This window comes from Streptomyces sp. NPDC093586, from assembly GCF_044764905.1.
Classification (GTDB): Bacteria; Actinomycetota; Actinomycetes; order Streptomycetales; family Streptomycetaceae; genus Streptomyces.
The window spans coordinates 146004-159217 of record NZ_JBIWJA010000004.1 but is presented as its reverse complement, the minus strand read 5'-3'; the positions used below and the strand labels follow the sequence as shown (position 1 = coordinate 159217).

Here is a 13214-nt window from a genome sequence, read left to right as displayed (position 1 = left end):
GACGGGGGAAGGGGTCCGATGGCAGATGGCACCGCCTACGACGGCATCGGTGATCAGGACCTCCTCGCCCGCCACGTCGAGGGTGATCCCGACGCCTTCGGTGAACTCGTCCGCCGTCACCGTGACCGTCTCTGGGCAGTGGCCCTGCGCACTCTGGGGGACCGCGAGGAGGCCGCTGACGCCGTCCAGGACGCGCTCGTCTCCGCCTACCGGGCCGCCCACACCTTCCGAGGGCAGGCGGCCGTCACGACGTGGCTGCACAGGATCACCGTGAACGCCTGCCTGGACCGCGCCCGCAAGACCGCATCCCGCAAGACCGCTCCGGTCGACGACGCCGAACGCCTGGAGCAGCTGCTGGAGCCGCACGAGTCGGCATCGGCCCCCGCCGAGCGCAACGACCTGCACCGCCAGCTCATCGAGGCGCTGGGGACGCTGCCGGCCGACCAGCGGGCGGCTCTCGTCCTCGTCGACATGCAGGGCTATCCCGTCGCCGAGGCGGCCCGGATCCTCGACGTACCGATCGGCACGATCAAGAGCCGGTGTGCCCGTGGCAGAGCCAGACTCCTGCCGCTGCTCACCCATCTGCGTCCGGACGGCAACGGTGACGACGAGAGGTCCGGACCCGAGCGGAACCGGGCGCAGGGCGCATCCGTCCCACCCGCAGCGGGACCACATCGGACGAGCCCGCCGGATACGGGCCAGAGCGATCCAGCCGCAGTGAAGGGCGGAGGTGGACGAGCGTGACGTCGTCGACGACAGACATGGCCGGGCATCCGGATGTCTCGGAGATCTCCGACCTCGCCGAGAATCTGCTCCCGCCCTCACGGACCACCGACATACGACGGCACCTGGAGTCCTGCGAACTCTGCGCGGACGTCTACGCGTCGCTGGAGGAGATCCAGGGACTGCTCGGCACGCTGCCCGGACCACAACGGATGCCCGAGGACGTGGCCGGTCGCATCGACGCGGCCCTCGCCGCCGAAGCCCTGCCGAGTGCGGCAGCGCCAGCAGCCCCGGCAACCGGCGAGGGCGAGGACGGGAGTCGCGACGGCACGCATGTTTCACGTGAAACACCGGCGGGCCGCCCCTCCGGACGCGCCCGCATCTCCACCACGGGACCGGGCCGCAAGGACCACAGGCGAAACGGACGGCGCAGGATCGCCGTCCTGGGTGCCGTGGCGGCGGCCGCCGCCCTGGGAATCGGCTCCATGATCGTGTCGTCCGTCACGGGAGGCGGTACGTCCGACGACACGGCTCACGGGCAGCAGACCACCCCCGTGGACACCTTCTCCGAGAACAAGCTGCAGAAGCAGGTCGCCGAACTCGTCGACGACGGACAGGGCACACGAAGCGGCTCGCGGACCCCCCGCAGTTTCGGCACGGAGTCCGAGACCGAGAACCACGTTCTCACCCAGCCGACGGTCGTTCCCGAGTGCGTCCAGAAGGCCATCGGCCGCGATGACGCCGCGCTCGCCACGGAAGAGGGCGTCTACAAGGGCAAGGAAGCACTGCTCGTGGTGCTGCCCGACACCCTCAACGACAGCCGGGTCACCGCCTACATCGTCGACTCCGCCTGTGTGAACCAGCCCGCCGTCGGCAAGGCCACGGTGCTGCTGAAGCATTCCTACGCGCGTCCCTGAGCGAGCACGTCCTCCTCACCCGCCGTGTGCCCGGACACAGCGGGAATGCGCGCCCCTTAGGATCCGTTGGGTGGGGTGAGAGCTGCGACAGAAGCTCCACCCGGCCCTGAAGACGCAGTCCAGAGACGAGGAATGAAGCCGTGAGCGACGTCCGAAACGTGATCATCATCGGCTCCGGGCCCGCCGGCTACACGGCGGCGCTCTACACCGCGCGCGCGTCGCTGAAGCCGCTGGTGTTCGAGGGCGCCGTCACCGCGGGCGGTGCGCTGATGAACACCACCGAGGTGGAGAACTTCCCGGGCTTCCAGGACGGCATCATGGGCCCCGAGCTCATGGACAACATGCGCGCCCAGGCCGAGCGCTTCGGTGCCGAGCTCGTTCCGGACGATGTCGTCGCCGTCGACCTCACCGGCGAGATCAAGACCGTCACCGACACGGCGGGCACGGTCCACCGGGCGAAGGCCGTCATCGTCACCACAGGTTCCCAGCACCGCAAGCTCGGCCTGCCGAACGAGGACGCCCTGTCCGGCCGTGGCGTCTCCTGGTGCGCGACCTGCGACGGCTTCTTCTTCAAGGACCAGGACATCGCCGTGATCGGCGGCGGTGACACCGCGATGGAGGAGGCCACGTTCCTCTCCCGGTTCGCCAAGTCCGTGACGATCGTCCACCGCCGCGACACCCTGCGCGCCTCCAAGGCGATGCAGGAGCGCGCCTTCGCCGACCCGAAGATCTCGTTCGTCTGGGACAGCGAGGTCGCCGAGATCCAGGGCGACCAGAAGCTGTCGGGGCTCAAGCTGCGCAACATCAAGACCGGCGAGCTCTCGGACCTGGCGGTGACCGGCCTGTTCATCGCCATCGGACACGACCCGCGCACCGAACTCTTCAAGGGCCAGCTCGACCTGGACCCGGAGGGCTACCTGAAGGTCGACGCCCCCTCGACCCGCACCAACCTGACCGGTGTCTTCGGCGCCGGTGACGTGGTCGACCACACCTACCGGCAGGCGATCACCGCCGCCGGCACCGGCTGCTCCGCCGCCCTCGACGCCGAGCGCTTCCTCGCCGCGCTCACCGACGAGGACAAGGCCGAGCCCGAGAAGACCACCGTCTGAACCCTCACCCACCCCCGCACCAACCATTAAGGAGCCCGCCGTGGCCGGCACCCTGAAGCAAGTGACCGACGACTCCTTCGAGCAGGACGTCCTCAAGAGCGACAAGCCCGTCCTGGTGGACTTCTGGGCCGCCTGGTGCGGACCGTGCCGCCAGATCGCGCCGTCCCTCGAGGCGATCGCCGCCGAGTACGGTGACAAGATCGAGGTCGTCAAGCTGAACATCGACGAGAACCCGGGTACGGCCGCCAAGTACGGCGTCATGTCCATCCCGACGCTGAACGTCTACCAGGGTGGCGAGGTCGCCAAGACCATCGTCGGTGCCAAGCCCAAGGCCGCGATCGTCCGCGACCTCGAGGACTTCATCACCGACTGACGTTTCACGTGAAACACGAAGGGGCCGGCCCGGAAGAGCCGGCCCCTTCGTGCTGCATCCCTCGCAGGACTCGACGTCTCACAGCGGACGCAGCGCCGGTTCCTTCTGCACGGCCCCGAGCAGCCGGTCCAAGGCCATCTCCACGTCTTCCTTCCACGACAGCGTGGAACGAAGCTCCAGCCTCAGCCGCGGGTGGTAGGGATGCGGCCGGACCGTCTTGAAGCCCACTGCCAACAGATGATCCGCCGGCAGCACGCAGGCGGGCTCCTTCCAGCGGGCGTCCCCGAAGGCCTCGATCGCCTTGAAGCCCCGCCGCAGCAGGTCCTTGGCGACCGTCTGCACCATCACCCGCCCCAGTCCCTGCCCCTGGTAGGCCGGCATCACGAAGGCCGTCATCAACTGCACCGCATCGGGAGAGACAGGACTGGTGGGAAACGCCATCGAGCGCGGCACATAGGCGGGAGGGGCGTACAGCACGAAGCCCACCGGTACGTCGTCGACATAGGCCACCCGACCGCAGGACCCCCAGTCCAGCAAAACGGAGGAGATCCAGGCTTCCTTCTCCGTGGCGGACGTCCCCGCTGTCACCGCGGCTTCGCCGCTGACGGGATCCAGCTCCCAGAAGACGCACGAGCGACAGGGCTGGGGAAGATCTTGAAGATTGTCCAGCGTGAGCGGTACGAGCCGACGCCCCATGAAGGCTGTTCCTCGCTTCCTTCGCCCGTCGCATCGCGGGCGGCTGTGAGAGCACTCCGTTCCCTGAGCAGGCTGCCGATGAACCCACCGACGGCGCCCAGCCCCAATCCCGCGCTCACCAGTCCGGTGCGGCTCATCGTTCGCATGGCCCCTGCCTGCCTCTCAGAGGTACTGCCGGGTGATGTGCGACATCTCCCTCGCATCGTATCCACGATGCGAGGGAGTGGGCACCGGCGAAAGGCAAAGGGCGGGCCGCGTCCGGGTACTCACCGACCACAGCCCGCCCATCGGCAACCGGAGCACTACCTAGTGCCGCAACAGATGACGTTCGCCCCGCCACAACGCCCGGCACGCTCCCCCGGAGGGGGTGCCCCCACTCGCCGCACCGGACGCCGCTCCTCACCAGGCGAACGTCGCCTGCCGCGGCACTAGTGATCCACCTGCCTGGAGATCAGGAGCCGGTTTCTTCACCCTCCCCGGCCACGAGGCCCTTCTGCAGCACGGGGCCCTCACCGGGTGCGAGGGTCCCAAGAATCCGTTCGAGATCTTCCATGGAGGCGAACTCCACGGTGATCTTCCCCTTCTTCTGCCCCAGGTCGACCTTCACCCGCGTCTCGAAGCGGTCCGAGAGCCGGGTCGCCAGCTCGGACAGTGCCGGAGAGACAAGAGCACCGGCTCGCGGCCCCTTGGCCCGCTGCGGCTTCTGCGGCCTGGAGCCCATCAGGGTCACGATCTCCTCGACCGCACGTACCGAGAGTCCCTCGGCCACGATCCGGTGAGCCAGCCGCTCCTGTTCCTCCGAGTCCTCCACGGAGAGCAACGCCCGAGCGTGCCCGGCGGAGAGAACCCCGGCGGCCACGCGGTTCTGGACCTTCGGGGAAAGCTTCAGCAGGCGCAGCGTGTTGGACACCTGCGGACGGGACCGGCCGATGCGGTCCGCCAGCTGGTCGTGCGTGCAGTTGAAGTCTTTCAGCAGCTGGTCGTAGGCGAAGGCCTCCTCCAGCGGATTCAGCTGGGCGCGGTGCAGGTTCTCCAGCAGCGCGTCCAGGAGGAGCTGCTCGTCCTCTGTGGCCCGCACGATCGCCGGGATGGCCTCCAGTCCCGCCTCTCTGCTGGCCCGGAGCCGACGCTCACCCATGATGAGCTCGTAGCGACCGGGGCCCGTCTGCCGGACGACGACCGGCTGGAGGAGACCGACCTCCTTGATGGAGGTCACCAGCTCGGCGAGGGCGTCCTCGTCGAACACCTTGCGAGGCTGCCGCGGGTTCGGAGTGATCGAGTCCAGAGGCACTTCCGCGAAGTGAGCCCCCAGGGGAGGCGCGGGCATGCCCACAGCGGCCGACTGCGCCGTCCCCTCTGTTTCACGTGAAACAGAGGACAGCGTCGCCACCTTCACTGCCACACCCCGTTCGCCGGGCAGCACGGGTACCGCCGAGGAGGAAGCCGATGTCGCACTCCCCAGGGCGGCCGAGGCCACCGACTTCTCGGTCGGGGCTGCGGGAATCAGTGCGCCAAGACCACGGCCCAACCCCCTTCGTCGCTCACTCACTGGATCCCCTCCACCATGTTCGGGTCATTCTGTGCGCCGATGTGCGCCTGAGCCGGGTCGTAATTGACCCCCACACCCCTCAGCGCGATCTCGCGCGCCGCCTCCAGGTAGGAGAGGGCGCCGCTCGATCCTGGATCGTAGGTCAGCACCGTCTGCCCGTAACTCGGGGCCTCCGAGATACGGACCGAGCGCGGGATGCTCGTACGCAGGACCTCTTCACCGAAGTGGCTGCGTACCTCGTCCGCGACCTGCGACGCCAGTCGCGTCCGGCCGTCGTACATGGTGAGCAGGATCGTCGACACATGCAGGGTGGGGTTGAGATGCCCCCGCACCAGTTCGACGTTCCGCAGCAGCTGGCCCAGCCCCTCCAGCGCGTAGTACTCGCACTGGATCGGAATCAGCACCTCCTGGCCCGCGACGAGGGCGTTGACCGTCAGCAGACCGAGGGAGGGCGGGCAGTCGATGAGGATGTAGTCCAGCGGCTGCTCGTACGCCTGGATCGCCCGCTCCAGCCGGCTCTCCCGTGCCACCAGGGAGACCAGCTCGATCTCCGCTCCGGCGAGGTCGATGGTGGCGGGTGCGCAGAAGAGACCCTCGACGTCGGGAACCGGCTGGACGACCTCGGAGAGCGGCCGGCTCTCGACCAGTACGTCGTAGATGGACGGAACCTCGGCGTGGTGGTCGATCCCCAGCGCGGTGGAAGCGTTGCCCTGCGGGTCCAGGTCGACCACCAGCACACGGGCCCCGTGCAGCGCCAGCGACGCGGCCAGATTGACGGTCGTCGTCGTCTTGCCGACGCCACCCTTCTGGTTGGCGACCACGATCACGCGGGTCTGCTCGGGTCGCGGCATGCCCTCGCCTGCTCGGCCCAGAGCCTCCACCGCCAGCTGGGCAGCTCGACCGATCGGAGTGTCGTCCATCGGAGGCGGTGTTTCACGTGAAACATCCGCCCCCGTCGACTCGGTGCGGGGACCGGGGACCGGATCGGTCATCGGTCCCGCGATGTTGGCGTCGGACCGCAAGGATTCACTCTCCTCGACTTCAGGCTCGCAATGAACAGAGCCTCCCATGCCTTCGGGGTCGCGAACCAGTGAGGTCTGGCGTTCTGTGGAGAAATCCACCTCTGTAGACAACTCCGTCCCCGCCAAGAGCGCCGAATCCTCGGGAGAGTCCGGTTCCTCGGCGAGAGAACCGAGAGGCCTCCGGTCGCGGGGTTCGGTCGCGGTGCGACCGCGACTGATGATGCCGTGCAGCAGTGAGCGACGTTTCACGTGAAACACGATGCACAGCACCCGGGGGCGAACTGCCGCGACACTCCGGCATGCGCAGAGGGGAGGCTTGTGTGGAGTACGTCAGGTCGTCAGCACGGCATCGTCGGAACGGATCAGCACCGCACGCTCATCCGCGCCGACGGCGTGCCCGGCCCGTCCGGGCCGCCTTGGCCCGTTTGGCGGCAAATCGCACACCCCCGGGGCTCTCCCCGACCTCGACGCGGACCACAGTGGACTGGGGATCCACGATGCCTTCACCCACATGCAGGATCGACGTCTCCACCGCACCCAGCTTGCTCAGTGCCGCCGCCGCGGCCTTGAGCTCCTCCTCAGCCGCATCACCCTTGAGCGCGAGCATCTCGCCGTACGGACGCAGCAGCGGAATACCCCAGGTGGCCAGACGGTCCAACGGCGCAACCGCGCGGGCCGTCACCACATGCACCGGCGGGATCTTGCCCATGACCTCCTCGGCCCGGCCACGCACGACGGTCACATGGTCCAGGCCCAGCAGCTCCACCACCTCCGTCAGGAAGTTGGTGCGCCGCAGCAGGGGCTCCAGAAGCGTGATCTTCAGGTCCTCCCGGACCAGCGCCAGCGGAATCCCGGGCAGGCCGGCACCCGAGCCGACATCGCACACCGTCACCCCCTCGGGCACGACCTCCGAGAGCACCGCACAGTTCAGCAGGTGCCGCTCCCACAGGCGCGGGACCTCACGTGGACCGATCAGGCCCCGCTGCACTCCCGCCTCGGCGAGCAGCTCGGCATAGCGGACCGCATCCGCATAGCGATCACCGAACACCTCGCGTGCCTGCTCGGGCACAGGGGGAAGCTCCGCTGCCTCCGTCACGGGGGGACCGTCCTTCCGTACCGCACCGGCGCACTAGGCGCCGATGCCAGAACCACCAGAACTATCAGGCTGACAAAATTCGGCCCCGCCTGCGCAACAGACGGGGCCGGGGAACGTGGGAACCGATCAGGCGGGAAGCACGACGACGAAGCGCTGCGGCTCCTCGCCCTCGGACTCGCTGCGCAGCCCCGCGGCCTTGACCGCGTCGTGTACGACCTTGCGCTCGAACGGCGTCATCGGCTTCAGCCGCACGGCCTCGCCGCTGCTCTTGGCCTCTGCCGCGGCCTTCGCCCCCAGCTCGGAGAGCTCGGTGCGCTTCCTGGCCCGGTAACCGGCGATGTCGAGCATCAGCCGGCTGCGATCCCCGGTCTCCCGGTGCACGGCCAGGCGCGTGAGCTCCTGCAGAGCCTCCAGCACCTCACCGTCCCGGCCGACCAGCTTCTGCAGATCACGGCTGTTCGTGTCGCTGATGATCGAGACAGAGGCACGGTCGGCCTCGACGTCCATGTCGATGTCGCCGTCCAGGTCGGCGATGTCGAGCAGACCCTCCAGGTAGTCCGCGGCGATCTCACCCTCCTGCTCGAGGCGGGTCAGGGTGTCTGCACCCTCGGCAGCGGCGGAGGTGGTGCCTTCCGTCACGGGATGGACTCCTTCTTACTTCTTCGACGGGGACTTGGGCCGCTGCGGGCCCTTGCGCTGTCCGGACTGGGCCTTGCTGCGGCCACCGCCGCCGGGCTTCTGAGCGGACTTCTTGGCGGCAGCGGGCTGGGTGCCCGGCTTGGTGCCCTCCGGCTCGTCGGACTTGGTGAGCGAGGTCTTCGGCTCGGCCTCGCCGACCGCCTTCGTGGTCTGCCGCTGGGACTTGCTCTGCCGCTTGGGCTGCTGACGCTTCGGCGTGCCCGTCGCGACGGGAGCGCCGTCCTCGGTCTGCGCGGCGACAGCGGCATCGCTCTTCACCACGGTGCCGTCGGCCTGGGCCGCCAGGCCCGCCTTGTTCAGACCGTTGATGAACTTGCGCTCGAACTCGTTGCGGTCCCGGCCCTTGGCGACGATCGCCTTCACGATGGCCTTCTGACCGCGACCACGGGTCTTGCCGTGCTCGGTGACGTGCTTGTGCAGGCGCTCCAGGTAGGCGGCCTGGGCCTTGGAGCCCGGGGTCGGGTTGTTGCGGATGACGTACATCTGCTGACCCATGGTCCACACGTTGGTGGTCAGCCAGTAGACGAGGACACCGACCGGGAAGTTGATACCGAAGACGGCGAACATGACCGGGAAGACGTACATCAGCATCTTCTGCTGCTGCATGAACGGCGTCTTCACCGTCGTGTCGACGTTCTTGGTCATCAGCTGGCGCTGGGTGAAGAACTGCGACGCCGACATCAGGATGATCATGACGGCGGTGATGACGCGGACGTCGGTGATGGTGGACCCGAGGGCCTCCACCTTCGACGAGCTGTCGGTGAACTTCGCCGCGAGCGGAGCACCGAAGATGTGGGCCTTCTGCGCGCTCTCCAGCAGGCGCTCGTTGATCACACCGATGGTGTCGCCCGTCGCGATGCCATTGAGCACGTGGTACAGGGCGAAGAAGAACGGGGACTGCGCCAGGATGGGAAGGCACGAGGAGAGCGGGTTGGTACCCGTCTCCTTGTACAGCTTCATCATCTCTTCGGACTGACGCTGCTTGTCGTTCTTGTAGCGCTCCTGGATCTTCTTCATCTCCGGCTGGAGCGTCTGCATCGCGCGCGTCGACTTGATCTGCTTCACGAAGAGCGGGATCAGGCAGATGCGGATCAGAATCACCAGGGACACGATGGACAGGCCCCAGGCCCACCCCGTGTCAGGGCCGAAAATGGCGCCGTACACGCTGTGGAACTGGACGATGACCCAGGAGACAGGTGTCGTGATGAAGCTGAAGAGGCTGGCAATCGTGTCCACTAATCATGCTCCTTGGGCATGGGACTGGGTCTCTGCGGCCGGGCTCGAAGGACCGGACGGACTCGTGGGAGAAGTCTGTCCCTCGATGGCCGGTTCGGCGGCGGAGGGCCCGCCCCTGCGTGCACGCCAGGCGTCACGCAGCATTTCGTGCCACCGCGGGCGCTTGCGCGGCGGGACATGGTCCACTCCGCCCAGCGACCACGGATTGCACCGCAGGATGCGCCAGGCGGTGAGTGCCGTTCCCTTGATGGCACCGTGCCGATCGATGGCCGTGTAGCCGTAGTGGGAACACGATGGGTAGTACTTGCAGACCGGCCCCAGCAACGGACTGATCGTCCACTGGTACAGCTTGATCAGAGCCAGCAGCGGGTACTTCATCGCGCGCCCCCTCCCAGTAGCCGCTTCAGGGCGGCGTCCAGGTCTTGGGCCAGCTGTGCATGGTCGGCGTCACCCGCACCGGGCAGCGCTCGTACGACTACCAGGCTACCGGGGGGAAACAGGTCGACCCGGTCCCGCATCAGATGGCGAAGCCTGCGCTTCACCTTGTTGCGGACCACCGCACCACCCACGGCTTTGCTCACGACGAAACCCGCACGTGTCGGGGGAGCGCTCTCCCCAGGCGCGTGCGGGTCCGTGGCACCGCTTCGAAGGTGGACGACGAGAGCCGGGCGGCCGGCCCGGCGGCCTCGTCGTACCGCGGTCGCGAAGTCCTCGCGCCGCCTCAGCCGGTTCTCGGTGGGCAGCACGATGTCATGACCTGACCGGGATCAGGCGGACAGACGGGCGCGACCCTTGCTGCGGCGGGACGCGAGGATCGCGCGGCCGGCACGGGTGCGCATACGCAGCCGGAAGCCGTGGGTCTTCGCGCGACGACGGTTGTTCGGCTGGAAGGTGCGCTTGCTCACTCGGGGGCTCCAGAAAGATTCGGGGTTGGCGGGGTGCCGTCCTGGCTGTCACCGTGCGCCCACGAGTAGCTCTCGTCACGCCCGAGTGCACCGCTTTTCGATCACCTTGGACGTGACCTGTGCCCATCGGAGGCAGGCGGCAGCAGCCATCGACAACTCGACCTGGTTACGGTACGTGAGACTGCGCCATTCGGTCAAACCAGAGGTGACCGAGGCACACTTGTCCACAGGCTGGGGACAACGACTTGAACCCTACCGGTCGCGCTGACTACCGTGGCTGAACTCCGATTCGTTCCCTTATCCCTGCCCACCCGAGTTTCATCCCGACCCGTCCCCGAAGCACACCTTCGAGGGACTCGTGAGAGAGCGTGCCCTGTGGCTGACGTACCTGCCGATCTTGCCGCAGTGTGGCCACGCGTACTGGAGCAGCTCCTCGGAGAAGGCCGCGGGCAAGGGGTCGAATCGAAGGACGAACGCTGGATCCGCCGCTGCCAGCCCCTGGCACTGGTCGCCGACACCGCACTCCTCGCCGTCCCCAACGAATTCGCGAAGGGCGTCCTCGAAGGCCGTCTCGCCCCCGTCGTCAGCGAAACGCTGAGCCGGGAGTGCGGCCGCCCCATCCGCATCGCGATCACCGTCGACGACACCGCGGGCGAACCCCCCGCCCCGCCGGCACCGCCCGCCCGCCCCCAGCCGCGCTACGAGGAGCCCGAGCTCCCGGCCCCCGGCCAGGGAGGCAGCGGAGCGGGCCAGAGCGGCCAGGGAGCCCACAACCGCGACGACTACGAGGCATACGGCCGCCACCGGCCCGACCAGCTCCCCACCGCCCGCCCCGCCTACCCGCAGGAGTACCAGCGCCCCGAGCCCGGCTCCTGGCCCCGCCCGTCCCAGCAGGACGACTACGGCTGGCAGCAGCAGCGCCTCGGCTTCCCGGAACGCGACCCGTACGCCTCACCACAGCAGGACTCGTACGGCCCGCCCGCCCAGGACACCTACTCCTCCTCCCAGCAGGACGGCTATCCGCAGGACTCCTACGGCCAGGACTCCTACGGCCAGGAGCCGTACCCCCAGGACTCCTACCCCCAGGACCGCCGCCGCCCGCAGCCGCCGGAACGCCCCCCGTACGACGCCCAGCGCGCCGACTACGAGCAGCCCCGCGGCGACTACGACCAGCGCGGTACCCGGCGCGAACTCCCCGAGCCGCCGCCCGGCTCCGGCCACGTCCACCGCGGCGGCCCCGTCGGCCCCGGGCCGGCCACCGGCGCCCCCGGCCCGCTGGCCGCACAGCCCGCACCGGCGACCGGCCCCGGCGAACCCACCGCGCGCCTGAACCCGAAGTACCTCTTCGACACCTTCGTCATCGGCGCCTCCAACCGCTTCGCCCACGCGGCGGCCGTAGCCGTCGCCGAAGCGCCCGCCAAGGCCTACAACCCCCTCTTCATCTATGGGGAGTCCGGACTCGGCAAGACCCACCTGCTCCACGCGATCGGGCACTACGCGCGCAGCCTCTACCCCGGCACGCGCGTGCGGTACGTGAGCTCCGAGGAGTTCACCAACGAGTTCATCAACTCCATCCGCGACGGCAAGGGCGACAGCTTCCGCAAGCGCTACCGCGAGATGGACATCCTGCTCGTCGACGACATCCAGTTCCTGGCGGACAAGGAGTCGACGCAGGAGGAGTTCTTCCACACCTTCAACACGCTCCACAACGCCAACAAGCAGATCGTCCTGTCCTCCGACCGGCCGCCCAGGCAGCTGGTGACACTCGAGGACCGGCTGCGGAACCGTTTCGAATGGGGCCTGACCACCGACGTCCAGCCGCCCGAACTGGAGACGCGCATCGCGATCCTGCGCAAGAAGGCGGTACAGGAGCAGCTCAACGCCCCGCCGGAGGTCCTGGAGTTCATCGCCTCCCGCATCTCGCGCAACATCCGTGAGCTGGAGGGCGCGCTGATCCGGGTGACCGCGTTCGCCTCGCTCAACCGGCAGCCGGTCGACCTGGGCCTGACCGAGGTCGTCCTGAAGGACCTGATCCCCGGCGGCGAGGACTCGGCCCCCGAGATCACGTCCACGGCCATCATGAGTGCCACCGCCGACTACTTCGGCCTCACCGTCGAGGACCTGTGCGGCACCTCCCGCGGCCGCGCCCTCGTCACGGCACGCCAGATCGCCATGTACCTCTGCCGCGAGCTGACGGACCTCTCACTGCCGAAGATCGGCGCGCTGTTCGGCGGCCGGGACCACACCACGGTGATGCACGCCGACCGCAAGATCCGCAATCTGATGGCCGAGCGGCGCTCCATCTACAACCAGGTGACGGAACTGACCAACCGCATCAAGAACGGCTGACGGCCGAGAACGGCTGACGGCCGCCGGCACGCGCCGGCACGCGCCCGCAGGCGCCCCTGGAGCTCTCCAGGGGCGCCTTTCCCATGCCCGGACGCGGCACGGAGAGCTCCGAGCGCGGCCGCGGGGGGCTCGAGCGCGACTGCAGGGGCTTCGAGTGCGGCTGCGGGCAGCCCCGGACGCGGCACGGGGAGCGCGGATCGCGCCGCGGGGCCCTCGGCGCCGACCGTGCCCCACCCCCCACTGTTCGAATACCTGCCGGGTTACGGCCTCTCTCCACAGATTCGGTGACTTTTTCCCCTCCACAGCTTGGGGACCGTGAAGTTGTCCCGATCTTGTCCACAGGCTGGGGCCGTGAGGAATGATCAGGGCAGGTCACCACCCTGTGGATCCGTGGACAAAAGTTATCCACAAGCTGTGGACAACGAAAAGACCGCCAGCCTGCACGTCAAGTTGTCCACCGGCAACCCACAGGCTGAGCCTGGTTGTCCCCAGCGATCACCACCTTCTCCACATCCCCGTCCACTGTTCGGCAACCCGACG

14 protein-coding genes are annotated in these 13214 nt (G+C 68.3%); 5 read left to right on the top strand and 9 right to left on the bottom strand.

Annotation, left to right across the window (positions count from 1 at the left end; genetic code table 11):
• The first annotated feature begins 18 nt into the window (after positions 1-18).
• From sigM to trxA, 4 genes are all read left to right on the top strand, one after another.
• Positions 19-744 carry an RNA polymerase sigma factor SigM gene (gene sigM / locus ACIRFH_RS06535; RefSeq protein ID WP_403517503.1) on the top strand — a complete coding sequence of 242 codons (726 nt, stop codon included), beginning with the start codon at positions 19-21 and terminating at the stop codon, positions 742-744.
• Positions 745-761: 17 nt separating this feature from the next.
• Positions 762-1640 (top strand): anti-sigma factor family protein, encoded by an 879-nt coding sequence (locus ACIRFH_RS06530; RefSeq protein WP_403517773.1) that lies wholly within the window; start codon positions 762-764, stop codon positions 1638-1640.
• Between the two features lie 140 nt (positions 1641-1780).
• Positions 1781-2749, top strand: coding sequence for a thioredoxin-disulfide reductase (gene trxB, locus ACIRFH_RS06525; protein ID WP_403517501.1), 969 nt, complete (start codon positions 1781-1783; stop codon positions 2747-2749).
• Between the two features lie 25 nt (positions 2750-2774).
• Positions 2775-3122: a thioredoxin gene (gene trxA, locus ACIRFH_RS06520; protein WP_403517771.1), complete on the top strand. Its 348-nt coding sequence runs from the start codon at positions 2775-2777 to the stop codon at positions 3120-3122.
• A 78-nt stretch (positions 3123-3200) separates the two neighbouring features.
• Here trxA and ACIRFH_RS06515 read toward each other — a convergent pair whose 3' ends face one another.
• The 9 genes from ACIRFH_RS06515 to rpmH form a co-directional block, all read right to left on the bottom strand.
• Entirely contained in the window at positions 3201-3818 is a 618-nt protein-coding gene (locus tag ACIRFH_RS06515) for a GNAT family N-acetyltransferase (protein ID WP_403517499.1), read from the bottom strand.
• A gap of 451 nt (positions 3819-4269) precedes the next feature.
• Positions 4270-5367 carry a ParB/RepB/Spo0J family partition protein gene (locus ACIRFH_RS06510; RefSeq protein ID WP_403517497.1) on the bottom strand — a complete coding sequence of 366 codons (1098 nt, stop codon included), beginning with the start codon at positions 5365-5367 and terminating at the stop codon, positions 4270-4272.
• Complete coding sequence (locus ACIRFH_RS06505) at positions 5364-6437, bottom strand: ParA family protein (RefSeq protein WP_403517495.1); 1074 nt, start codon at positions 6435-6437, stop codon at positions 5364-5366. The genes ACIRFH_RS06510 and ACIRFH_RS06505 overlap by 4 nt, the downstream gene beginning before the upstream one ends.
• Positions 6438-6765: 328 nt before the next feature.
• Entirely contained in the window at positions 6766-7485 is a 720-nt protein-coding gene (gene rsmG / locus ACIRFH_RS06500; protein WP_403517493.1) for a 16S rRNA (guanine(527)-N(7))-methyltransferase RsmG, read from the bottom strand.
• A 126-nt stretch (positions 7486-7611) separates the two neighbouring features.
• A complete protein-coding gene (locus ACIRFH_RS06495; RefSeq protein ID WP_403517492.1) occupies positions 7612-8124 on the bottom strand; it encodes a protein jag in 513 nt (170 codons plus the stop codon).
• Between the two features lie 15 nt (positions 8125-8139).
• Positions 8140-9420, bottom strand: a complete 1281-nt coding sequence (yidC, locus tag ACIRFH_RS06490; protein ID WP_403517490.1) for a membrane protein insertase YidC — start codon at positions 9418-9420, stop codon at positions 8140-8142.
• A gap of 3 nt (positions 9421-9423) precedes the next feature.
• A complete protein-coding gene (gene yidD / locus ACIRFH_RS06485) occupies positions 9424-9798 on the bottom strand; it encodes a membrane protein insertion efficiency factor YidD (protein WP_403517488.1) in 375 nt (124 codons plus the stop codon).
• Positions 9795-10166 (bottom strand): ribonuclease P protein component, encoded by a 372-nt coding sequence (gene rnpA, locus ACIRFH_RS06480; RefSeq protein ID WP_189230174.1) that lies wholly within the window; start codon positions 10164-10166, stop codon positions 9795-9797. Before rnpA ends, yidD begins: the two co-directional genes overlap by 4 nt.
• 21 nt (positions 10167-10187) lie before the next feature.
• Positions 10188-10325 (bottom strand): 50S ribosomal protein L34, encoded by a 138-nt coding sequence (gene rpmH, locus ACIRFH_RS06475; protein ID WP_003956500.1) that lies wholly within the window; start codon positions 10323-10325, stop codon positions 10188-10190.
• 273 nt (positions 10326-10598) lie between these two features.
• On the opposite strand from rpmH, the gene dnaA reads away from it, so the two are divergent.
• Positions 10599-12674, top strand: a complete 2076-nt coding sequence (gene dnaA, locus ACIRFH_RS06470; RefSeq protein WP_403517486.1) for a chromosomal replication initiator protein DnaA — start codon at positions 10599-10601, stop codon at positions 12672-12674.
• Positions 12675-13214: the final 540 nt, after the last annotated feature.